This window comes from Bradyrhizobium sp. WYCCWR15520, from assembly GCF_056174665.1.
This window is the reverse complement of sequence record NZ_JBWBWM010000005.1, coordinates 114,718-138,149: the sequence shown is the minus strand read 5'-3', so window position 1 is coordinate 138,149 and position 23,432 is coordinate 114,718. Positions and strand designations below refer to the sequence as shown.

The 23,432-nt window shown below is 61.8% G+C and carries 18 protein-coding genes; 8 read left to right on the top strand and 10 right to left on the bottom strand.

Translation table 11 applies throughout. The features are described from left to right. Positions 1–4: 4 nt before the first annotated feature. The 4 genes from AC0QUY_RS07390 to AC0QUY_RS07375 form a co-directional block, all read right to left on the bottom strand. Positions 5–1,429 (bottom strand): sensor histidine kinase, encoded by a 1,425-nt coding sequence (locus AC0QUY_RS07390; protein WP_475386339.1) that lies wholly within the window; start codon positions 1,427–1,429, stop codon positions 5–7. 77 nt (positions 1,430–1,506) lie between these two features. Beyond that, the gene (locus AC0QUY_RS07385) at positions 1,507–2,226 is read right to left on the bottom strand and encodes a response regulator (RefSeq protein WP_475386338.1); all 720 of its coding nucleotides are present in this window, start codon (positions 2,224–2,226) and stop codon (positions 1,507–1,509) included. A gap of 1,004 nt (positions 2,227–3,230) precedes the next feature. Further along, positions 3,231–4,238 carry a hypothetical protein gene (locus AC0QUY_RS07380; RefSeq protein ID WP_475386337.1) on the bottom strand — a complete coding sequence of 336 codons (1,008 nt, stop codon included), beginning with the start codon at positions 4,236–4,238 and terminating at the stop codon, positions 3,231–3,233. 11 nt (positions 4,239–4,249) lie between these two features. Further along, complete coding sequence (locus AC0QUY_RS07375) at positions 4,250–7,111, bottom strand: penicillin-binding protein 1A (protein ID WP_475386336.1); 2,862 nt, start codon at positions 7,109–7,111, stop codon at positions 4,250–4,252. Between the two features lie 401 nt (positions 7,112–7,512). Between AC0QUY_RS07375 and AC0QUY_RS07370 the strand changes: the two genes are divergently transcribed. The 3 genes from AC0QUY_RS07370 (at position 7,513) to AC0QUY_RS07360 (ending at position 11,998) form a co-directional block, all read left to right on the top strand. Then, positions 7,513–8,079, top strand: a complete 567-nt coding sequence (locus AC0QUY_RS07370) for a hypothetical protein (protein ID WP_475386335.1) — start codon at positions 7,513–7,515, stop codon at positions 8,077–8,079. Positions 8,080–8,242: 163 nt separating this feature from the next. Beyond that, on the top strand, positions 8,243–11,029 hold the full coding sequence (locus AC0QUY_RS07365; RefSeq protein ID WP_475386456.1) for a UPF0182 family membrane protein: 2,787 nt from the start codon (positions 8,243–8,245) through the stop codon (positions 11,027–11,029). 552 nt (positions 11,030–11,581) lie between these two features. Then, on the top strand, positions 11,582–11,998 hold the full coding sequence (locus tag AC0QUY_RS07360) for a hypothetical protein (RefSeq protein ID WP_475386334.1): 417 nt from the start codon (positions 11,582–11,584) through the stop codon (positions 11,996–11,998). Between the two features lie 734 nt (positions 11,999–12,732). Here the strand turns inward: AC0QUY_RS07360 and AC0QUY_RS07355 are convergent. The 5 genes from AC0QUY_RS07355 to AC0QUY_RS07335 all read right to left on the bottom strand — a co-directional run bounded on the left by AC0QUY_RS07355 (position 12,733) and on the right by AC0QUY_RS07335 (position 16,755). Beyond that, positions 12,733–13,596 (bottom strand): hypothetical protein, encoded by an 864-nt coding sequence (locus AC0QUY_RS07355; protein ID WP_475386333.1) that lies wholly within the window; start codon positions 13,594–13,596, stop codon positions 12,733–12,735. Between the two features lie 734 nt (positions 13,597–14,330). Next, complete coding sequence (locus AC0QUY_RS07350; protein ID WP_161851976.1) at positions 14,331–14,597, bottom strand: HGGxSTG domain-containing protein; 267 nt, start codon at positions 14,595–14,597, stop codon at positions 14,331–14,333. Continuing rightward, positions 14,594–15,256: a hypothetical protein gene (locus tag AC0QUY_RS07345; RefSeq protein ID WP_475386455.1), complete on the bottom strand. Its 663-nt coding sequence runs from the start codon at positions 15,254–15,256 to the stop codon at positions 14,594–14,596. Before AC0QUY_RS07345 ends, AC0QUY_RS07350 begins: the two co-directional genes overlap by 4 nt. Positions 15,257–15,552: 296 nt before the next feature. Beyond that, positions 15,553–16,461: a PaaI family thioesterase gene (locus AC0QUY_RS07340; protein WP_475386332.1), complete on the bottom strand. Its 909-nt coding sequence runs from the start codon at positions 16,459–16,461 to the stop codon at positions 15,553–15,555. Between the two features lie 105 nt (positions 16,462–16,566). Further along, positions 16,567–16,755, bottom strand: a complete 189-nt coding sequence (locus AC0QUY_RS07335) for a hypothetical protein (protein ID WP_475386331.1) — start codon at positions 16,753–16,755, stop codon at positions 16,567–16,569. A 501-nt stretch (positions 16,756–17,256) separates the two neighbouring features. Between AC0QUY_RS07335 and AC0QUY_RS07330 the strand changes: the two genes are divergently transcribed. Continuing rightward, positions 17,257–18,747, top strand: a complete 1,491-nt coding sequence (locus AC0QUY_RS07330; protein ID WP_475386330.1) for an amidohydrolase family protein — start codon at positions 17,257–17,259, stop codon at positions 18,745–18,747. A gap of 17 nt (positions 18,748–18,764) precedes the next feature. Then, positions 18,765–19,697: a CobW family GTP-binding protein gene (locus tag AC0QUY_RS07325; RefSeq protein ID WP_475386329.1), complete on the top strand. Its 933-nt coding sequence runs from the start codon at positions 18,765–18,767 to the stop codon at positions 19,695–19,697. Positions 19,698–19,752: 55 nt separating this feature from the next. Here AC0QUY_RS07325 and AC0QUY_RS07320 read toward each other — a convergent pair whose 3' ends face one another. Continuing rightward, entirely contained in the window at positions 19,753–20,532 is a 780-nt protein-coding gene (locus tag AC0QUY_RS07320; RefSeq protein WP_475386328.1) for a DNA-binding transcriptional regulator, read from the bottom strand. A 135-nt stretch (positions 20,533–20,667) separates the two neighbouring features. Between AC0QUY_RS07320 and AC0QUY_RS07315 the strand changes: the two genes are divergently transcribed. From AC0QUY_RS07315 to AC0QUY_RS07305, 3 genes are read left to right on the top strand one after another with little or no spacing between them, the layout of a single operon-like run. Next, a complete protein-coding gene (locus AC0QUY_RS07315; protein WP_475386327.1) occupies positions 20,668–21,486 on the top strand; it encodes an HpcH/HpaI aldolase family protein in 819 nt (272 codons plus the stop codon). Then, a complete protein-coding gene (locus AC0QUY_RS07310; RefSeq protein ID WP_475386326.1) occupies positions 21,470–22,402 on the top strand; it encodes a cupin domain-containing protein in 933 nt (310 codons plus the stop codon). Before AC0QUY_RS07315 ends, AC0QUY_RS07310 begins: the two co-directional genes overlap by 17 nt. A gap of 27 nt (positions 22,403–22,429) precedes the next feature. After that, positions 22,430–23,401, top strand: coding sequence for a DUF6282 family protein (locus AC0QUY_RS07305; RefSeq protein WP_475386325.1), 972 nt, complete (start codon positions 22,430–22,432; stop codon positions 23,399–23,401). Positions 23,402–23,432 lie beyond the last annotated feature (31 nt).

The following is a 23,432-nucleotide window of genomic DNA, read 5'->3' as shown; positions in this document are numbered from 1 at the left end:
AGTTTCAAGCGATGCCGCGCGGAGCCGGTTCGAGATCGTTGATAACGTCCTTCGCTGCTGCGGCCGTGATCGGTCGGCTGGCCGGAGGCGGCGCGCCCTCCTGCGCCGGCAGGCTGATGACCGCGTGCAATCCCTTCGGCCCGTTGGTCAAGACAATGTCTCCGCCGTGGTGGCGCACAATGGTCCGGGCAATGGAAAGGCCGAGGCCTACGCCTCCCGTTTCGCGGTTTCGCGAATTCTCCATCCGGAAAAATGGCGTAAAAACCTGCTCCCGGGCGCTGTCGGGAATGCCGGGTCCATCATCCGAGACGATGATTTCGATATTATCTGCGCGCCTCTCCACGCTGACGCGCGCCCGCTCGCCATAACGGATGGCATTCTCAATGAGGTTACGGCACGCGCGGCGGAGTGCGTCTGGCCGGCAGCTGTAGCCGATTTTCTGTCCGTTCGAAAAAGAGATGTCATGACCGAGTTCGGCAAGATCGTCGCAGAGACTTTCCACGAGCGCCGAGAGGTCCACGGTTCGCGTCATCTCCGCGGTTGCGTCTTCGCGGGCGAATGCGAGGGTAGCCTCCGTCATCGTCTGGATTTCGGTAATGGTGGAAAGCATTTTCTCGCGGATGTCCTCGTCGTGCACGAATTCTGTACGCAAACGAAGCGAGGTCAGGGGTGTGCGCAGATCATGACCAATGGCGGCCAGCATTTTGGTGCGGTCGTCGACGAAACGGTGCAGGCGCGCTTGCATGCGATTGAATGCCTCGGCGGTGCGTCGGATATCGTCGGGGCCGGTTTCCGGCAGCGGCACGATCTCCTGGCCACGGCCAAGGGCCTCGGCTGCTACGGCGAGGCGGCGCAAGGGTCGCGCAATGCCGCGCGCGGCAAACACGGCAATGATCGACAAAGACAACGCCGAAAGGCCGAGCGCCAGGGTGGATTTGGAGGTCCAGAAGCCGTCTTGTGCGGGTTTGGCAAATGCAGTGTTCAGCCACGCTCCGTTCGCCAACTGAACGGCCAGACCCATGCCGGTGGCGTCATCGAGATAAAGAAACTTCGCCGGCCGAGAGAGCGGCCAGGCTTCCGGCTTCAGGTCGATCCACTGTGAGGAGGTGGCGCTGCTGCTCTTGGCTGTGTTTCGGGTGAAGTCCGGTCTCACCTCGGCGGGCACATTGTGGCCAGGAAAGGATACGCGCGGCAATGGCTGCGCCAGGCGCTCCCATGCCTCCTCTCGCCATGCCGAGGCATCCTTCAGGCCGTTGGTCGATATCCAATATCTCGCCGAACTGGTGTTGCTGGCGTTAAGGATGTCGGTCTGCAGCGACTGAGGGGTCGCCTCCAGGACCCGGGTGAGCGAGGCACACCGGCTGAATATCTCGCCCTTGGCGGCCTTCCGCATCGACTGCCCGTGCTCATCCCAGGAAATGAAGAACACGATTGCTTGCGACAGCACGAGGGATAGCAGCGTGAAGCAGATGAAACGGGCTGCAAGACTGCGCGTCCACAAGCTCATCATGGCTGCCCGATCTCTGCGACGAGGCTGTATCCACCACCCCAGTGAGTCTTGATCAAGGCTGGTACTTTCGGGTCGGCCTCGATCTTCTTCCGCAAGCGGCTGACCTGATTGTCGATGCTGCGGTCGAACGGATCGGCATCTCGGCCGACTGTCAGGTCAAGGAGCTGATTGCGGCTGAGTACCAGGCCCGGATGATCGAGAAATGCACACAAGAGACGAAACTCTGCCGTGCTGAGCGGCACGGCAACGCCGTCGTTTCCCAGCAATTCGCGCCGGTTGACGTCAAAAGTCCACCGGTCGAAACGTACGATCTTGCTCGCGAGCCGGCCCTTTTGCGGCGGCAGGCTTTGCACTCGCCGAAGCACCGCCTTGATGCGGGCGAGGAGTTCACGGGGATTGAATGGCTTCGTCACGTAGTCGTCGGCGCCGACTTCCAGACCGACGATACGGTCGGTCTCCTCCGCCATGGCAGTCAACAGGATAACGGGAAGCTCCGTGGTGCTGCGCAGATGGCGGCAGAGCGACAATCCGTCTTCGCCTGGCATCATGATGTCAAGAACCACCAGGTCGGGCGCACTTCGTTCGAGCAGACGGCGCAGTGCCACAGCGCTCTCCGCGAGGCTGATGCGGTAGCCATGCTGCATCAAGTATTTGCCGACCAGGTCGCGGATGTCACGATGATCGTCTACGACGGCGATGTGCGGTGCCGAGTCCATCCGATTGCTCCGTTCGGCATCATACTGAAGTCCAGCACCCAACCCATCGGAAAAGTGTAACAGAATGTATCGGCTGGGTACGATCGACTGAAATCAAATCCTTGCGGCATGGCTGCCCTGACAGGAACGTGGCGTTAAATCGGGAAAGGTGCCGGCCTGTTCCGTGAGGAACCGCCGCCCATGTGCAAGGATCTTCGATCTCAGTCGAAACATCTTAGCCACAAGCTGTCGCAGAACCTTGTCCCGGCGGGCCGTATCTGTCGCAAATTGTCGCAAACTCGCATGTCCGTCAGGATCTGATGCGATCGGGAAGCCGCATTGAACGCAACGTGATTGAAGAACGGCAGATGGGAGGAGGCGCCAGGCAAAAACGGCCAACTTGTCGCGAACTATGCAATGCAGCATCCCTGAGACAGATCGCGACAATTCCCGGCAGTTGTCGGCAAAGTTCTGCGACAACCGGGCCGCATCGTGCGCATGTTCAACCGAGCAGGAGCGCTGCATGTGTGCGATGGACGCCGTTTCTCACGGGGCAGTTCTGGAAATCTCGAGCGGCTCATCAGTCGGGAACGATGATGGCGACACCACACAGGGACGGCTTCTTCGCAGAGCCGCATTTCGGATAGCCTGCCTGCTCGTTCTCGTATTGCGAAATACTTCGTCCTCGGCCACGCCCGTTGATTTGACGCAGGGTGCGAGCCGCATGGCCATTTCGCGTCTCGTGACGGATGGCGACTGTTTGACGCCTGAGCCGCATCTCAGGTTCGCATGCGGAGCGCCGGTTCGAAGGCGGAAGCGATCGCGCGCGATCGATGATCGCGCGCGGCGGCGGCCAATCTTTGCGGAATCTCTAGCAGCTTGCACGCTTCACCCAACGCCTGAATCTGCCTTCGCTCAGCGATCGCGTCCCTTGTGAACAGGGCGGCGCTGTCGCGTAAGCATGTGGAAACGGCGTAACACTTTTGGCGGTGACAGAGCCACCTGCGTCGCCGCACACGATCTGCTCATTCCCGTTCCATCAATTCAGCGATCGCCTTGATGCGGCTTCTAGCGTATTTCGGCAGGCCGGCGCTCAGCGAATCGCCGCTGTTGAAGGAGCTGTTGCCCATGAGCAGTTGCGCGGGCACGAGGTTTCGCAGCATGGGTGTTCTGCTGTATTCCCTTTGCTTGTTCAGCACGTCGTCCCTGACCGCAATCAGGATGTAGACCGTCGCGATGGCGGCTTCCCGCTCGGCCGGATGCTGTTGCACAACCGCAAGCAGCTTGCCGAACTGGATGACCTGGTTGACCCAAAAGATGTTCTGCTCGAGCCCGCCGGTGACTATGGATTCGAGCCCTGTCAGGTTCGGCAGCTCGGCGAGCTGCGGCTGCGCGACCAACATGATCTCACTCTGGAACTCGATGAAATCCGGAATCGGCTTTTTGCTCTCCTCGCGCAGCTTGTTGGCAAGCTGAATGCCCGCCGGTATTTTCCCTTCGAACATGTAGCGGGACTGCACGCAGACCGCCTTCGCGTCCTCGCACCAGCGGCGATCCGGTGCACGGTTGTGCGCGGCGCCCGCGTCCTTGTTGGGAACAGCATCGCGCGCCGTGATCGGCCGGTGCTTGACTGCCGGATCGATCTGCTCGAGGAACGCAACATTGGCATACCGCGACAGATCCAATGCCGCTGCCGGTCTTGGAAGTCGAAACCGCGCCTCCGCCTGGTAGACCGAGAGCTTCAGCTTCGTTTGTTGCTTGAGCGTGGGCTCAACGAAGCTCGGGAAGAGCGAGAGGAAGCGCCGCTGAACCGGACGTGAGTGGGCCCAATCGTCGAAAGGAATGAGCCCGGTCGAGGAATCGGCGAGCTTGTCGTTGCGTTGGTCGGTGAAGATGACCGTGCGCGGCTTGATCTGTGCGGTCGGAACGCTGGCGACTGCGGGCACGTCCTCCAGCTGGAATTCCTGCGCGGCCGCGCCCGTGCAAGTGGCCACGCGGGCGGCGATGAGGATAGCGGCAGCGTGGAGTCTCATGGCGTCAATGCTCAATTCAGCCGCCGCCAGAAATAATCGGGATCGACCCGCAGCGGCGGTCGCGGGAGACGGTCCTCGTCATCGGGATATCCGCGCCAGGAGGGAAATTCGCGCGGACCAAGACGCCAGCCGGGGAATGGAAAGGGCGGCCGGTTATCGCCGTAAAGGCGGTTGTCGTGGGACCACTGCTGGAATGGCCCACTGTCTTCGTCATAACCGCCACGATAGGCGTAGCGTTCGGCACGCGACACGATCCGAAATTGCGTATCATTGATTCTCCCCGCCGGATCCCTCTTGAGGTGCTCGGTGAAAGCGCGTCCGGAGCCGGCCGGTGCAGGATCGCCGGTATAGGGATCGATCGACAGAGCAGCGAGCTGACGCATGGCTTCGCGCGAAGGGCCGTTCAATGCGGTTTTGGGAGCGTGCAGCTCCCAGGCTGCCTGCACGATCGGCTCGAACATCGGCAGAGCCACTTTTCCGCCGGTCTGGCCGCGCCCAAGGGTGCGGCGCCCGCCGTCGCTGTTGTCGTAGCCGACCCAGATGGCGATGGTAACGTCATTTGTGAAACCGACGAACCAGGCGTCGACCGAATTATCAGTGGTACCAGTCTTGCCTCCGACAAAGGGCGAGAGATGCTTCACCACGCGCGCGGTTCCGCGCGCGAGCACGCCCTGCAGTATTGATTTCAACTGGTAAAACGATGCGCGGTCGGCGGAGCCGATCCAGTCCACCGCACCCGGATCGTGCTGGTAGATTGGGCGGCCGTCCTGTTCGATCGTTTCGATCGCATGGGGCCGGGGCCGTGCGCCTTCATTGGCGATCGCTGCATAGAACGCCGCAAGGTCGATGAGCCGAACCGTTTGGGCACCGAGCACGAACGGGTAGTAGCGCATGCAGTCCTTGTAGAGCTGCGCTTCCATTGCGAGCTCGCAGACTCTATCGAGGCCTCGCTCGGCGCTTTCGTCGAGGCCGGTCGCGAGCAGTTGCGCGGTGGCGAGATTCCGGGAGTTTTCCAGCGCACGCCGCAGCGTAATGGCGCCCGAAGCGCCGCCGTCGTAGTTCTTCGGCGACCAGAAACCGCGTTGGCGCGCGTAGCCCGTCGCGCCGATCGGTGCCAGCGTAATGGGTTCGTCCATCACCAGCGTGTTGGGTTGCAATCCCTTCTGAAGGGCGGCGAGGTAGGTCAGCGGCTTCAAGGTCGAGCCGGGTTGCCGCAGGCTCTGGACGACGCGGTTGAGCTGGCTTGCCGGATACGAAAAGCCCCCCGCCATCGCGAGAATGCGGCCGGTTTCGTTCCCGAGTACGAGCGCCGCTCCCTGCACGGTCGGTCGAATGCGCAGATCGGCACGCGGCGCTTGCTTACCCTTGGCTTCTCGCACCTGCACATAGACTACGTCGTACGGCTTGAGACCGCGCCCGATCGCGGCGCTCCAGGTGTTCAGCGGCAGGATGCTTCCGTCGGTCAGACCGACGTTGATCGCATGGCCGCGCTTTCCACGCGTATTCTCCAGGACGACCGCCGATTGCCAGTGAACGTCATAGAGTGGTAGCCGCGTCGTCTTCAACGCCACGAGCCAAGCCGGCTCCGTGGTCTTCAAGTCAGCCGCTCTCAGACGGACAGCATCGGAAATGTTCGCCTCGGGTCCCTCAAATTTGTAGCGATTGGTGTTCAGCTCGTACCGCGCCAAGCCCTCCTGCAGTGTTGCTTCGACTATGCGCTGCAAGGCCGAGTTGACCGTCGAGTGCACCGTGTAGGAGGAACTGGTGAGAGTATCGAGGCCGGCGACCACCTTTGCCTCGCGGGCAATGTAATCGACGAGATGAAAGGCGAAGTCCCGTCGCGTCGGCCGGTACTCGACGAACTGCGGCAATACTGCTTGCGCCGCGGCTGCGTCGATCATGGCGTCGTCCTGCATGCGGCCCAGCACGTAGGCAAGGCGCTCGCGCGCGCGCTCAGGGTGGTGGTCGGGATTGAAGTAGTTCGGACCCTTGGCGAGCCCGGCGAGCAGCGCGCCCTCGACTGCGAAGAGCGCGTTGGCTGGTTTGCCGAAATAGCTGCGCGCCGCCATCTCGATGCCCCAGGCTCCACGACCGAGATAAATCGAGTTGAGATAGAGCTCGAGGATTTCCGCCTTGGTCAGGGAGCGCTCCATCCGCGAGGCAACGATCATTTCGCGCAGTTTTCTTTCGTAAGTGATGTCGTTGCCCACCAGCAGGTTCTTGACGACCTGCTGAGTAATGGTCGAGCCGCCCTGCGGCCGGCCCGGCTGCGTGAAGTTGCCGAGGAAGGCGCGGACCAGTCCGCGCTCGTCAATGCCGATGTGCTGGAAGAAGCGCTTGTCCTCCGCGGCGATGAATGCGTTGCGCACCGCTTCCGGGATATCTGCAAGCTTGACCCAGATGCGGCGATTGTTCGGCGCGTAAATCTCGGCAACACGCTCGCTCTTGTTATCGAGGATTACGCTGGTGCCAGGAAGCCTGAGGTGCTTGATCTGCGCGGCGTCGGGCAGATCCTTGACTGCGCTGTTGTAGAAAGCGATGACCTGGCCAAGATCGACCGGAGATCCTTCCACTTTTTCGCCTTTGCAGAACTGTCTGTAGGCCACATGGAGGTCGGCCAGCTTCAGTCCTTTGAGTGCCTTGATGCTGCTCAACGCTTCTTTGTCATCCATGGCAGTGGCAATCAGGTCGTCCAGGTTGAGGTCCTCGATGTCGAAAGCCTTGCGCATGTGGGCGCAGCCGGCACCCAAAAGCTGCGCCACCTCGAAGCGGTCGCGCGCCGCATCGAACTCCGTCTTGACCTCATCCGGACGGGTAGTGACCTGGCTGAAGGCAAGCGCCGTGGCGAAGATCTTGATGAGAATCGAGTCCATGACCTGCCGACGGTCGCAAACCGCCTCCGTAAGGTCCCGTTTTTGTAGAACAATATTAAACAAGGCTGTTATGGGGAAAAAGTTCCCGCTGGCTCGCTTTGGCCGCGGTGGGATGCCGGTCAGTCGGGGGGAAGACAGTGGGACCCTCTGGCACCCCCTGTGCACGGCGATGGCCACGTCGGGATCAGGCCTTCGAGCTACCTCGACAGCATCCGGTCGGCTCAAGGCCTGGCAGCCGATTACATCGCCAACGAAGAGATCATCGAAGAGATCATCTACGGCTGAGCGCAAACATGGGATGGCGCGCCCCGCCGCTTCTCCGGCCGTTCAGCACCGCTCCCGGCCGCGGAACCAACGCTGCGGCCAATGCGTTCTAAAAGCACAGCATTGGCAGCGCACTCATGAATGCCCCTTTTCCCGTCGTGCTTGCCGCGGCGCTCTTCAGCGCTACCATCGCGACGATGGATGCGGATGCTGCTCCTCGAAAAAAGAAGACCGCGGTCCCCCCAGCAGCTAGCGTCGCTCAGCCACCAACGGACAGGTTTTTGGCCTGCGACGTCCGGGTGCGAGACTATCTTCGCGAAGGCGGAGCCGCGATACGGGTCACCAAGATCGAAGTGGATGATGCCCGACTTCAGTTGAACATTCATCATGAGTATGGAGAGGCAGGAAAGTCGCCTCGAAAACACCTCCGCGGGGACAGCGAAGAAGAAATGCGCAAAAATCTGCGCGGAATATTGGATGAGTTCGCGGCAGCGGCGAAGGCCGCAGCGGCTGGTCGCGCTTGGTATGTGATCGCTGCTCGCAAGGTCATGCCGGACCTCCGCGACGGTTCGGGCGAGAACGCGAGTCCGTGGACGGCTGTTGTCCTCGCGGATTTCGAGGGAAAATGCAGACCCATCACGTTCTATCAGTCTGTCGATCGGAACAAGCTCAATCCTGAACTTAGCAAGAAATTGGAGGAGTGAAGTTTTACGCTTGAAGTGATTTGCAGTCGTGGCGACGGCGCCTGGACGCCATGAGGCGCGGTGAGGATGCTTAACTGCCGTCGCCGGGTGGGGGGCCGCTGTGACGCGCAATCCCGTCATGAATCAAGCGACAAACATTCTTCATTTCTGCTATCATCAAACCATGACGATCGGGATTGCCGGACCCGAACGGAAGGCACCAAGGCAAAGCGCCGTGGTCGGGTTCATCATTGCGGCCGTCTTCTCCGGGATTTGCCTGATCCTGCTCTGGCTCGCGAGCGACTTCCTGGTCGACTGGCTGTGGTTTTCTGCGATCGGCTATCCTCAGGTTTTTTGGACGACGATCGGCGCCAAAGCCGTCATCCTCTTTGCAGTCTGGACCGGAACTGCGGCCGTCCTTTGGCTGAACGGATGGCTCGCGGTCCGCTTTGCCCGACGGCAGCCGCCGCAATCTGTCGCGGCCTTCGTGCGGAATCTTTCGGGCAATGTGCCGCCGCCCGACCTGCTCGCGATCGTGCGCGACCGGCTGCCGTGGCCCCGCGTCATCGCGGGCGGTGCCGGTTTGCTCGCTCTGCTGGTTGCCGCCTTGGAAGTCGGCAATTGGGGCGTCATCCTGCAGTTTTTCTATCACGTTCCCTACGGCGCAGACGATCCGCTCTTCAACAAGGATATCAGTTTCTACCTCTTCGTGCTGCCGGCCTATATCCTCGTCAAAAACTGGATGATGCTCACACTCGTTCTGAGCGCGCTCTTCGCCGCAGCGATCTACTGGGTGCACGGCGACATCGAATACGACATCCATCATCGATCGATGTCGCCGACAGCAATCGCCCACGGCTCGGCGTTGCTTGCTCTCCTCTTCGTCGTGAAGGCCTGGTCGTATGTTCTCGACCGTTATCTGCTGCTCTATGGCGACAACGGCGTCGTCGTCGGCGCCAGTTACACCGACGTGCATGTGGGGCTGCCGGGCCTGTGGCTAATGATCGGGCTGTCGATCAGCGCGGCGGTTGCTGCGTTGGCAAACCTCCGGGTGAGGACCTACCGGCTTCCTGCCGCCGCGGTCATGCTTGTCGTCATCGGCTCTTTCGTGCTGTCCGGCATAGCTCCCGTGCTGTTCCGGCAGTTCTTCGTCAAACCAAGCGAGTTGGAGCTGGAGAAGCCCTACATTGAACGCAACATCGCGCTCACCCGGCAGGCATACAATCTCGATCAGATCGCAGCCAAGCCGTTTGCTGCCGAACAGAAGCTTACCTCCAAGACGCTCGACGCCAACAAGGCGACAATCGAGAATATCAGGCTGTGGGACTGGCAGCCCTTGTCAGACACCTACGCGCAGCTGCAGGAGATCCGCACCTACTACAAATTCCATCATCTTGACGTTGATCGCTATTGGCTCGATGGCTCCTACCAAAGCGTAATGATCTCGGCCCGCGAACTGCGGCCCTCCTTGCTGCCGCCGAATGCCCAGACCTGGGTCAACCGCCACGTGCTGTTTACTCACGGCACCGGTGCGGTGATGAGCCCGGTCACTCGCAAGAGCAGCGAAGGGCTGCCATTCTTTTATTTGCGCGACATACCCCCAGTTGCGGACGGAGGCCCCCAGATCCGCGAACCGCGCATCTACTACGGCGAAGAGCACGACAGTTACGTCATCGTCAAAGGGAGCACACCTGAGTTCGACTATCCAAAGGGAAAGGACAATGTCTACGCGGCCTATGACGGCACCGGTGGCGTTCCGATCGGATCGATGGTGTGGAGAGGCCTGTTTGCTTATTACTTCAACGACCCGAACCTGCTGCTCTCAAGCTACATCACCGCCGACAGCCGGATCATGATCCGCCGCAATATCCAGCAACGGGTAGGAACGATCGCTCCCTTCCTCAGGCTCGATCACGATCCTTATCTGGTCATCAGCGATGGGCGGATGTTCTGGATGCAGGACGCCTATACGGTGAGTTCCTATTTCCCCTATGCACAGCCGGTGCAAGAGCTGGGCCTCAACTACATCCGCAATTCAGTGAAGGTTATCGTCGATGCCTATAACGGAACCGTCGACTTTTATCTGATGGACACCGGTGACCCGGTCGCCGCAACCTTCCAGCGCATCTTTCCGAGCTTGTTCAAGCCGTTCGCGGCTATGCCGGCGGACCTGCAGAGGCACATTCGCTATCCGGAGGATCTGTTCCTGATTCAGGCGCGGCTCTATCAGACTTACCACATGGAGGCGGCCGACGTTTTCTATAACCGCGAGGATCTCTGGCAGTTCCCGCGCCAGCCGGGCGGCGGCGGCGTTGCAACGATGGCCCCCTACTACATCATCATGCGGCTGCCCGGTGAGCCGCAGGCCGAGTTCTTCCTCATGCTTCCGATGGTGCCTAGCCGCCGCGACAACATGATCGCGTGGCTCGCCGCGCGCTGCGATGCGCCCGACTACGGCAAGCTGATCGTCTACGAGTTTCCCAAGGAGAAGCTCGTCTACGGGCCGTTCCAGATCGAGGCGCGGATCAATCAAAGTACCGAGATATCGCAACAGATCACTCTTTGGAATCAGATGGGCTCGCGGGTGATACGCGGTGCGAACTTGCTTGTGATCCCGATCGAGAACTCGATCCTCTATGTAACGCCGCTCTATCTGCGAGCGGAACACGGACACCTGCCGGAACTGAAACGCGTGATCGCAGCCTACGGCGAACACGTGGTGATGAAGGAGACACTCGCCGAGGCCTTGGCCGCGCTGTTCATGGAGCCCGGCGCTGCGCCGGCAGTTTCAACCACGACAGAGGAGAGGCCCGCTACAGGCCCGGCGGCAAGTCAGGCACGTGAGGCGCTTGATCGCTACAATCAAGCAGTAGAGCGATTGAAGTCCGGAGATTGGAAAGGCTTCGGCACGCAGTTCGATGCAATGCGCGAGCTTCTTGAGGAAATGAACCGACGCTCCACCAGCCACTAGGGCCCCGAATCTTCAGTCCAGCGCTGCCTCTGACCGGCGGCGGCTTGTACAAGCCCGGCCGCGAAGTCGGGATCGGAAGTTGTTTTTGTCATTTTGAGCAATGCTGCCGCTGCCTCACGTGCATGGAAGTAATTAGACATGGATACTCACGTCTTACTCTTCCGTTTTCCTGATGCAGCATAAACAAAACGCCGAGTTTCCGTTCCGCGGCGGAAGTACAAAATGCACAAAGCGCTTTGGTCCATGACGGACCTGTCGGCTGAATGATCGAAAAAGGAGCTCCTCGGGCGCAGGCAGGGAACCCAACGGCCCACGTAAAAAAGCTTGCTGTGGCTCGCGCGCCACAGGATTGAGGCGAAAAATTCCCTAAACGTTGTAATTGCGACTCAACGGGGAAGATATTTTGGCATGTTTGCGGCGCGGCCCAAGCCAAGAAGGTTTCCTGCAACTTTTGTTGCGGTGACAGCACTTGTGATTGCCACGCTGAGGCTAAGCGTCCCTTCGTCCGCAATTGGGAGCGACTTTGAGGAATGTGCGGAGTGGAGCCGAAGGATGTTTTTGGGCGCCGAGCGCGTCGCGCGGATTATGGATTGCGGCGCCCGCTTTGCCGGCCGCCAAAAGATGGGCGGAGGTTATGCCTACTACGATCTATTCCAGTACCGCAGCTTCGATATCGCTGGTCCGAACCCGACCGCGAACGAGCGCGCACGGATTTATGCGGAGTATAAGCGCTTTCTTGATGTGCAACGTCGCGAAGCAGCTTTGGCCGAACTTCAACAGCCGGTCGCCGAAGAGCCTCGCATCCTCGCATTGTCAACGCCCAACCCGCGCCGTCCAAAGCGGTCGAGGCCGGAGTCGTGCATGATAGAAGGCTCGTTGTCGTGTACTTGGGTGAAGTTGGCGTCTACCGTTAGAAACGCGTTTGCTTCGAGCGGCTCCAGGCCTGTAGCTCCAGCGAACTCGCGCTAGCGATCGCCACTTCCGACCACCCAACACCTTCCCTTTGGTCGGGCCGGGCAGCATCGTTCTCGCAGCCAAAGTCACGGCTTTCGCTCGGCCAACTTGCCGCAGCGACGCGGTCTCCGATCGGCCACGATCGCAATTGCTCCCTCTTTTCGAACCTCTCGACAGATCCGCCGCGACTTCTTCTGCGCCCTCGTCGAATCGATTATCACGCAAGCATTCTAGCTTCACGAACTCGCGGATGCGACTGGACGTTGCATTCCCGTCAGTTGTCGCCGCAATCCACCGGGGGCTCCTAAGATGCACGCCCCTAAAATTCTTTTCCATTTTATACAGCTATTTCAATGATATACGAGTCGTGAGCTTTTATTTTGAGACTTTGCGCGCTGCTGCGAAACCCAATCACTTCATCTCTTCCAGCAGCTTCCGCGCTTCACCCAACAACGCCTGAATCTGCTTTCGCTCGGCGATCGCATCCCCGGGAATTACGGTGACAGTGCATAAAACTCTTACCCGGCGTTTGAGTGCACTGTCACCGTAATCGCATCTCGGCTTGAAACCGAAGCGTCGAACCGGCCCAAGCGTAGGCGAACGGCTGCAGGCGGCCTATGAGAAGGTGGTGGCGAAGAGGGCCAAAGGCTGACGTCAGCGAGGCGCAGCCCGCGATTGCCTGACGAACGTCGCGGGACAAGCAGCCTCACGCATACGCAAAAGCGGCAACTGTCCCCTTCATTGGAAAGCTATTGAGCCGCCGTCACTCGCAACGATTTCCTCAGAGCCCGTTTGGGGCTCGCTTCCGGATCCGCGATCGGGCGGCGGTAGGTCGCGACGCGGCGCAGCCAGCCGACCTCGAAGACACGGTTGGATGGAAGGTTGCGAACCCTCTGCTGCAGGACGAACTGCGCCGCATCGGCGAATTCGGCGCGCACGGCCTTCGGATCGCTGGTATCACCGTTCATCTTGAGCAGCACCTGCTTGAGACCCCAACCCTGCCGCCGCCCGGTCTCCCTGTCCATGGCGGCTTCGTTCGGGTTGGTGCCCTCGCCCTTGAAGTTGATGTAGTCGATCAGCGGATAAAAATTCTCGGAGGCGCGAATGACGCGCGTGAACTGGATGACGATATGTTCGCGCTCCGTGCCGTCGGGCGTCGTCTTGAGGATCTTCTCCATCGCACCTTGCGCCCGCGCCACCATGAATTGCGTCTGCTCCGGCACGGTGTCGAGCAGAAACTGCCTCAACTCCTTCATCTGCGGTGAGTTGGCGTTCTTCCTGAACTCGGCCCGGCTTGTCCAAGGGTTGGCCGGAATTTGCGTCTGGTCCAGCCAGGCGGGCAAATGCACGTTCTTCCTGCGCATGAATTCGAGCAGGGCCGGAAAGCTCTCCTCGAAAGGCAGCCATTTGCCGACAGGAAACCAGATGAAATGACCGATGCCCAGGGAAGCGAATTCCTCGTTCGCACTCCATGCCGTGATCGCATCACTTTTTCCGCCCGTTTCATTCAGCCAGATCTTCTGGCCGATCTTCTTCGCCAGATCGCCCGGCAAGACGAGCTGTGGTACAGGTAAATCCTTGGCCTCGTGGCTCGATTTCCGTGCTTCCGGCATTTGAACGGCAGCTTCCGGCGCTGGCTTCTGCACCTCAGGCTGTCGCAGGACTGTTTCGGGTTCCGACTTCTGCGTGTGGGATGCTTGCGCGACGCCAGGCTCACCCTGCTCTTTTTCGTTATCAGCGACGCGTGTCGTGGCCGGCGCGGCTATTTCCGCCAATGCCGTTTGCGTCGCCATGCCAGCGACGATGACACACGAGAGCAGCAATGAGCCGCAAGCAAGCACCTTCGCGCTGTACCGTCCGGGTTTAGCTTGCCGTGCCGTTCTCCTGCCGCTACCCGCACGCCAGCGGCCAATGAAATCACCGCCCATGTCCATGTTTCCGAAGGCTAGCCTGACGGGAAGGGTCGTGCGTGCGAACAACACGATGCGTATGGCGAAATCGTGGGGTCATAGTGGCGGCCCGGTGCCGGCGGACAATCCTGCGCATCGCGCCGACGACGGGGGCGAGAAAGCGGTCCCTGAGAACATCCCGAGAATGCTGATGCGCGTTCGACCGACACCTCCCGCAGATCGGGGCATTACGGTGACAGTGCATAAAACTCTTACCCGGAGTTTGAGTGCACGGAATTACGGTGACAGTGCATGAAATTTTCACTCCAGTTGAGTGCACTGTCACCGTAATTGGCCAATGCTTGAACGGCAGGTATGGCTAGCTAGAAATCGAATGCTGTCGGTGCAAGACAAGGGCAAGCTTGCCAACGCGTGGCGCACCCTTCTGCGAAAGCCAATCACTTCATCCCCTCCAGCAGCTTCCGTGCTTCACCCAACAACGCCTGAATCTGCCTTCGCTCGGCGATTGCATCCCTGGTGAACAGGCCGTGCTTGCGCGCATTCTGGTTTGCCCTTGGCGCGCCGGATCCCGGTGCTGCGCCGTGCATGCGGCAGCGCTTCCTGCCATACACCGCCGGCGAGCGGCACGCGCCGCCGGAACGGGTTTTGGCGCCGCAACGTGGGCTCGCCAGCATCGCGCCGGTGTTTCTGATGTGATCGCTCATGCCTGGGCTTCCGGCTTGGCATCAGCAGGAGCGCGCTTTCGCCTGGAGCCCGACCCTTTCGGCGCTTTCCGCGCCGCGGGTGCCGGGTTTTTTTCGGAAACGATCACGCTGGCATGCTGCGTAACGTTGCCGACAATGGCCTTGCCGCCGTCCCCCACCGACACGTTCTGCACGGTGATGGCGGGCTCGCCATGGCTCCGGTAGCGGTTAAGCGCCTCGATCTGGGCGGGAAAGGTGCGGGCGAGCCTGCCCAAGGCGCGCGCGGCGCTGTCGTGCTGGGCGAGATCGTCCGCATTCGCAAGGTGATGGGCGCACCGCATCGCCATCACATGAACCGAAACCATCTGCGCCACCAGCATGGCCTCGACGGAATCCCGGGGCTTGATGCTCGTCACCATCGAAATCATGAAAGAGAGGTTGACCTCGTCAGGACGCTCGCCGCTCACGCTGGCCTTTACCAGTTGCCTGATAATGCCATGCATCGCTTCGCGGCTGGCGACCCCCAGTGCGTTGGCCATGAGCTGTTCGCCGATTTCAGGGTCAGGATGGTCGATGGAGAAGCCGTGCGACAAAAGCTTGATCCGCGGGGCTGCGGCAGCGTTGGTCTGGCCGGTTGCGGCGATCGACGTTGGCACAGTGATATCAGGAGCGGTGTTCATGTCGAGATTCCCTAGGGCACGCGCGGGCCGAGCGCGCGGTTCGGCCACGCACAGGCGGTCGTTCGCCGCGGTGATCCCTGCAATTTCAGTTGTGGGTAAGGATTTTCGGCCGCAATCGTACCGACGCGCCCGCTATTGCGGGGCGACGGGCGTTTACAGGATTGCGGGATGATGAAGAAATGCCGCTGATTTGCCCGACGCGTCAAGTTGCTTTTTCGGATGGCGGCGGCCGCCTGCTACTTTGCATGGGGTTGTTTTCGATATTTTGGGATCGCGCATGTCGGAAGCACAGCTTCCTAATCCTTCTCCGCCGACCGTCTCAGCTTGAAATGCCCGAACGCCGTCGCGATCGGCTTCGCCGCATCGTCCTGCCACGCCTGTGCCTGGAACGCGACGATGCGCTGGCCCTGTCGGACGATCGAGACATTCGCAAAGCTGTCCAGCGCGCGTCCCGAACGCAGATAGTTGATGGTCAGGCCGATCGGCTTTGGCGGCGTTGCAATGCCGAGTTCGCGTGCCACACCAATAATCGCCGTCGTCTCCAGGAAGGCGCCGGTTATGCCGCCGTGGATGGCGGGCAGGACCGGATTGCCGATGATCTTTGGTGAGAACGGCATGTGCAGCACGCCGTCCTCAGTGAGGCGGATGCCGAGGCAGCGGGCGAACGGGCTTTTGGCGAATGGACCGGAAGCATCTCTGGGGCAATCGAGGACAGGCACCTCATGCGCTTCCCTGTCCTGCAGCATGTTGGTGCGGTTGGCGCCGACCATGAAGCACGCGGCGGCGGTCGCGACAGGATCCTGCTCGGTCTCCTGATAGGCGGTCGAGCGCACGAAGGCGATCGAACGCGTGACGTGATAGCAGATCGAATGCGCCTTGATGTCGAGACCGGGTTTTGCGGGCTTCTGGTAATCGATGCGCAGGTCGAGCGTCGCGATCGCGCGGCTGCCGTCAAGTGCCAGCTGCACGGCCATGCCGCAGCTCTCGTCGAGCATGGCGGTGACCACGCCTCCGTGGATCACGCCGGTTTCCGTGTCGCCGGCGAAGACGGTTTGGTAGGGCAGGCTGGACCAGGCCTCGCCGCGCTCGGCGCGATCGATGCGAAGTCCGCTGGCGCGGCCATAGGTAGACCGGCGTTCCGCGATCGCTTTCGCGAGTTGCTCGAACGGCAGCGGCTGCCCGTCATAGGTGGGGATTTCAGACATGCCGGTGGTTTAGCATGCCGTCGCGGAGAATGTGCAGCAATAGCGCCGCGGAACTGCCGGCGGTCCGCATTGCGTTCCCACGTGCGGGAGTGCAGGTTGGGTGCGCTAAGGCCGCAAAACCTCTTGAATGCGATCATCGCCTTTCGGCGTATCGCGCCGGCTTACTGTCGACTGATCCTGGGGCGGCCGCGACGCTCTTTCGATGCATTCAATGTCTTCTCGTAATTTCTTCAGCTCGTAATAGGCTTTGATGAAGTTGAAATCTGCTGAAGCCGCAGTGGGACGTTTGCTCATATCAATCACTCCGCTCTTTGCAAGAGCCAACAACAAGAACCAATAAATTCGTCGCGCGTGCTCGAAAAAGCAGCGTGCGGACTCGTAGAGGTTAGGCCCCAAGGCCCTCGACGAGTCCGCACCGACCGCGCCGCTTTAACTCCCCCGCAGGCACACTTGCCGATGTTGGCCGCCGAGTCTGTAGCGCCGCGAACACAGCAACACTGAACTCGCCGATGTGGTAACGGAGTTACAGCTTTTTCCCGCTGCTGGACCGCTAACCTCAAATCTTCCCGTCCGCCTTCCTGGCGAAGCGATGCCGCTGTCGGCGATCGATCTGCAGAGGATACCTTCGCGATGAAATGCGGGATGCGGGAACAATACGCATGATGCGCCAGCGTCAGCGGAGGTGGTCGTCGGTCCGAAAATCTGGCTCTATTGGGATCGAGACGGCCCGTATTTTGCCTGCGGAGCTGTTGCCGGCCCTGCCGGACGGGGGTCTTTGCATACGGGAGTGGCGATATGGGTGGTTTGGTGATCAGTGGCGGCCGGGTGGTGGATCCCGCCAGCGGGATGGACGCCATTGGCGATGTGGCGGTGCTGGATGGCCAGATCTCCGCTGTCGGCACCGGGCTCGGCAGCGCCGAACGGGTGATCGACGCGACCGGGCTGGTGGTGGCGCCCGGCTTCATCGACCTGCACGCGCACGGCCAGTCGATCCCGGCCGACCGCATGCAGGCGTTCGACGGGGTGACGACGACGCTCGACCTCGAGGCCGGCGTATTGCCGGTCGCATCCTGGTATCGGCGCCAGGCCGATAAAGGACGCGTGCTGAACTACGGCGCCGCCGCCAACTGGGCGTTCGCGCGCATCGGCGCGATGACCGGCTCCAATACGGAAAGCTCGCTGGAGGCGTTCGGCAATGCCATGCGCGATCGCCGCTGGATCGACAACGTGGCCAGCGACACCGAGGTGGCCGGCATCCTCGAGCGCCTTGCCAACGGACTGAACGAGGGCGGCATCGGCATCGGCATTCTCAACGCCTATGCTCCGGGCGCTGGCGTCCAGGAATTGACCGCGGTGTGCCAACTGGCGGCAGCGCATGATGTGGCGACCTTCACCCACGTTGCCTACATGTCCCGCATCGACCCGGAAAGCGCCGCCGAGGCCTATATCCGCCTGATCGGCTATGCCGGCGCCACCGGCGCGCACATGCATATCTGCCACTTCAACTCTTCCAGCAAGACGGACGTGGAGCGTTGCGCCGTGCTGGTGGCCAAGGCGCAGGCGCAGGGCCTGCCGATCACGGTGGAGGCCTATCCTTATGGCACCGGTTCGACGGTGCTGGCGGCGGCGTTCTTCAGCGACCCCGAATTCGTGGAGCGCAACGGCACCGGCTACGATTCGGTGCAGCGGGTGACCGACGGGCGGCGCTTCCGCGACCGCAAGGAATTGCTGGCGGCGCAGGCGGAGGAGCCCTCCACGCTGGTGCTGTGGCACATCTTGGATACGGAGAACAATCCGCACCATCGCGACCTCCTGGACATATCGGTGCTGTATCCCGGCGGTGCGATCGCGTCCGACGCGATGCCGTGGACGCTGTCGGACGGCAGCGTTTACACCGGCGATGCCTGGCCGCTGCCTGATGACGCCACCTCGCATCCGCGGTCGGCGGGGTGCTTCACCCGTTTCATCCGCGAGTGGGTGCGCGAGCGCCGGGCGGTGTCGCTGCTGGAAGGCATCCGCAAATGCGCCCTGATCCCGGCGGAGATCCTTTCCCGCAGCACGCCCGCCATGCGCGCCAAGGGAAGGCTGCAGGCGGGCGCGGATGCCGACATTGTCGTGTTCGATTTCGAAACGCTGACCGACCGGGCGACCTTCTCGGCGATGAACCGCCCGTCGGAGGGCGTGCGGCATCTGGTGGTCAGCGGCCAGCCGCTGATTTCAGACGGCGTGCTGGACGTGGCGGCAAGGCCCGGGCGGCCGGTGCGCCGGCCCGTTGCCCAAGCCTGATTGTACGGAGGCTGATTGTGCCGGTCCCAGTCCTGCTGATCACCGGCTTCCTCGGGGCGGGCAAGACCACGGTCGTGAACCACCTGCTGGCGAATGCGGCGGGGCGGCGGATCGCCGCCGTGGTCAACGATTTCGGCGCTGTTAACATCGATGCGGAGCTGATCGCGGGCGCCAGCGACGGGGTGGTCAGCCTGAGCAACGGCTGCATCTGCTGTTCGCTGGAAGGCGATCTCTTGCGCACGCTCGCCGCCCTGTTGCGGCGTGATCCGCCGCCGGAATTCATCGTGATCGAAACCAGCGGGATCGCCGATCCCTCCGATATCGTGCGCAACCTGATGGATCCCCTGATCTGGCGCGAGGCGCCGCTGGAAACGGTACTGTGCGTGGTGGACGCGACGACGCCGCCGGGGAAATTGAACGACGACGCGCTGTTGCGGTCACAGCTCCGGGCGGCAGACGTGGTGGCGCTCAGCAAGGTAGACCTGGCAGACGCGGCGCGTCGCGCGCAACTGCGCGAGGCGATCCGCGCATTGCATCCGGCGGCAGTGGTGGTCGATGCCCTGCATGGCGAAGTCCCGGCAGCGCTGCTGTTCCCTGTTGACGTCGACCGCGCGCCGACGCCGCGTGAGGTAGGGCCGCGACGACCGGCGATTGACCGGTTCGAAACGCTGAGCTGGACATCGGAACAACTGGTATCGCTGCCGCGGTTGCAGCACGCGATCGGTCGGCTGGCGCCGAAGCTCGTTCGGGCGAAGGGGGTATTCGAGACGGTGGAGCAGCCGGGGCGGTTGATGGTGTTTCAGCTCGCCGGCGGGCGCGCGACGTTGGCGCCGGGCGGGGAACCGGCCGCCGGGGTGCCGCGGACACGGATCGTATTCATCGCCGAGATCGGGATTCTCTCGAAGTCCGAGATCGACACGATCATGGAAGCGTGCATCGAAGCTGTGTGAGTGACGGCATGTTGCCCGATGACTGATTGATCGCGGCGGCCCACTCCTGCCACCGCTACTCCTGCAACGACGAAACACTTGTGGCGATGTTGTCGGCAAGCGCCTTCACCAGAGGCACGTAGCGCTGGACGATGTCGGTGCGGTCGAGCGCGGAGGTGAAGTAGGTCATGCCGACGGTGGCGAGCACGCGGCTGTTGATGATGATGGGAGCAGCGATCGTGTTCGACGAGCGCGGTTCGACCATCGGGTCGCGCTCGGCAAAACCTTGCTTGCGGATCGCGGTCAGCATCGCCAGTGCGCGTTTGCGCTCGGTCGCGAGTTTGTCTTCCGCCTCCTGCGACCGCGCCAGCATGTCGAGCAGCATCGAGCGCTCGCTGATGGAACAGAACGCCAGATAGGCGCGCCCCAGCGCCCGCCCGAGCAGGCTGAGATGCGTGTTGAGCGTGCCGTGAAACGGCGAGACCGGGCTGTCGGGAATCGTGCTGAAGCGGACCACGACCGAACTCCTGTCGAGCACGGCGATGGCGATCGGCCAGTGATATTGCCGCGTGAAGGCGATCGCCCATGGGCGCGCGGCCTCCACCACCAGCGGATCGCCGTGAAAGCCGTTGCTCAGCGATTTGACGCGCGAAGCAACCGCGTAACCGCCCTGGCGCCGATCATTCGCGGCATAGCCCATCGCGCATAGCGACTTCATCAATCGCACCACCGTCGATTTCGGCAAGCCGGTCGCTCTGTGCAGGCGGTCGATCGAGGTGACGCGGTGGCGGTTGAGCTCCTCCAGCAGCAGGAGCGAGCGCGAGGCGGCTTCAACCGTGTCGGACTTGAGCGGCATCAGGGATTTCCACCTGGTGGAACGCGGCGGAATAGCTATGGCCGACCGGCGTCCTCCCTGCAATGGTTTTCGCCAAGCGCCACGCTGGCCTGCCCACTGAAGGCAGCCCGTGCAGATGGCCGGGGAGGAACAACCGTGTCCGGAGATATCGTCAGGCCGCATTTTTCGTCGTTCCGCCGCCGGCTCGTGGCGCGGCAGGCTGTCATCGGTTCGTTCATCAAGACGCCGACCACGCATGCGATCGAGATTTTTGGCGCGCTCGGTTATGATTTTGTCGTGATCGACGAGGAGCACGCGCCGATTGATCGCGCGATGACCGATGTCATGCTGCTGGCCGCGCGCGCCAGCAATCTCGCCGGCATCGTTCGGGTGTCGTCGGACGATCCGGCCAAGATCCTGTCCTGCCTGGACTGCGGCGCGGCCGGTGTGCTGGTGCCCCACGTAGCTACCGTCGAGAAGGCGCGCGGGGTTGCCGCCGCCGCGCGATACCGCGGCGGACGGCGCGGTTATTCCGGCTCGTCCCGCGCCGGTGCCTATGGCGGCACGCCGATGTGGTCTCTCGTCGACGAACAGGATGCATCGGTCTGCGCGATCGCGATGATCGAGGACCCGGAAGCGCTGGACCAGATCGACGCCATCGCCGCCGTCGAAGGAATCCACGGCTTCTTCATCGGCCGCGGCGATCTCACCGTCGCCCTCGGCGCCAAATCGTCGGCCGACGCGTCCGTGAAGGGCGCGGTCATCAGGATCATCGCCGCGGCGAAGAAGGCCGTCAAGCCGGTCTGCGTGATGGTCGCAAGCGCGGCGGAAGCCAGGGAGTTCGCCGAGCTCGGCGCCAGCGCCTTCATCATCTCGTCGGATCAAGGCCAGATGCGCCGGGCCGCGGCGCAAACGCTGACCGATTTCAACACCCTCGTCAAAACCACGGATGGTTCGCATGTATCACAGCTCTGATCCACGCGCTGCGCTCGCCGCCTCGCCCGTCGGCACAAAGCCCGCCGCCACCCAATTTGCAGGCGCCGAATACGCAAAGTTCTACGAAACGCCGCCGGCCGAGAATCAAAATGGCGCACGCATCTGGTATGCCCGCGGCCAGAACTTCATCATCGCCTACAGCGAGGCCGATGAGGGCGCGGTGCTAAGCCGAACCAGCCAGCCCGACGAATATGTCGTGCTGCTTCCCGATCCCGGTGCGGGCGCCGAGATCGTGTGGGGTAACGAACGCAAGGTCATTGGCGGCCACTCCATCAGCTTTGTGCCGGCGGGCGCAAGCTCCGTCACGTTGCGCGGCGCTGCCAAGGTGGTGCGCATGGTGACGACGCGATCGGAGGATCTCGCTAAGCGCTGCTCGAACGCCGCTTCCTATGCGACGCCGCATCCCAATCTGCCGCCGTTCGAGCCGTGGCCGGAGGCCGCAGGAGGGGCGAAGATCCGGACCTATAGCCTCGACGTCGCGGCGACGCCGGGCCGGTTCGGCCGGATCTTCCGCTGCTCGACCTTCATGGTGAATTTCCTCGAGCCGAAGAACGGTCCGCGCGATCCAAGCAAGATGTCGCCGCATCACCATGACGATTTCGAGCAATGCTCGCTGGCGCTGGCCGGCACCTTCATTCATCACCTGCGCTGGCCATGGACGACTGACATGGCGCAGTGGCGCGCAGACGATCATGAAAGCTGCGGATCGCCCTCCATCGCCGTGATTCCACCGCCCTCCATTCACACCTCGCAGGCCGTCGATCCCAAGCTCAACATTCTCGTCGACATCTTCTGCCCGCCGCGGCTGGATTTTTCGGCCAAGCCAGGCTGGGTGCTGAACGAGGACGATTATCCGATGCCAGCGCAGGCCGCTGCCGGCAAATCCGCTGCCTGACACGTTCAACTAGAGAGGGCCCTGACCATGGCCGACACGCAAGCGTCCTATCCGACCACCGTACCGCTGCCGCCGCTGTCGCGGGCGACGGAAGTCGCCGAGCTTCTGGTCGGGGCGATCGACCTGCACTGCCACAGCGGTCCGGCCGCCATGCCGCGCATTCTCGATCATCACGAGGAACTGCTCGATGCAGCGGAGGCGAAATTCCGCGCCGTGCTGTTCAAGGATCATTTCTATGCCGGCATGCCGCATGCGATCCTGCTGGAGAAGCTGTTCCCCGAGACCAATGTAAAACTGTTCTCGGGCATCGTGCTGAACAATGCGTCGGGCGGCATCAACCCGCACGCCGTCGATCATACGATCAAGCTCGGTGGCAAGATCGTCTGGATGCCGACGCTGTCGGCAGCGAACCATATCAAGGCGATGGCGGCCGGAAACAAGACCTTTCCGAAGACCTCGCAGAAGATGCTCGATCCGATCCCGCTTTCGGCGCTCGACGCCAATGGCAAGCTCACGGACGATACGAAAAAGGTGATCGATCTCATCGCCGAGGCGGACATCATTTTGGCTGGCGGTCACCTGCCGGCCAGCGAACTACACGTTCTGTTCGACGAGGCGGCGCAGCGCGGCGTCAAGAAGATGATGGTGAACCATCCGACCTACATCGTCGGCTGCGGTGATGCTGATATCCGCCAACTCGTCGCCATCGGCGTCAAGATGGAACATTCGATCTGCATGTTCATCGAGGGCAAATCCCTGAAGTACAGCCCGGATGATCTCGCGCACCTGATCGAAGTGGCCGGTGTCGACAACACGATTCTGTCGTCCGACCTCGGGCTGCAGGGATCGCAGCGGCCGGTCGATGGTTTCCGCAGCATCACGCAGATCCTGCTCGATCTGCAGATGCCGCGGCCGGCGATCAAAAAACTCATCAGCGACAACGCCGCGCGGTTCCTGAATCTTCCGGTGATGCAGTCGGCTGCGCAAGACGCCGCCTAGCGAGGACAAGCGCAAAGACCGCGAATAGCGG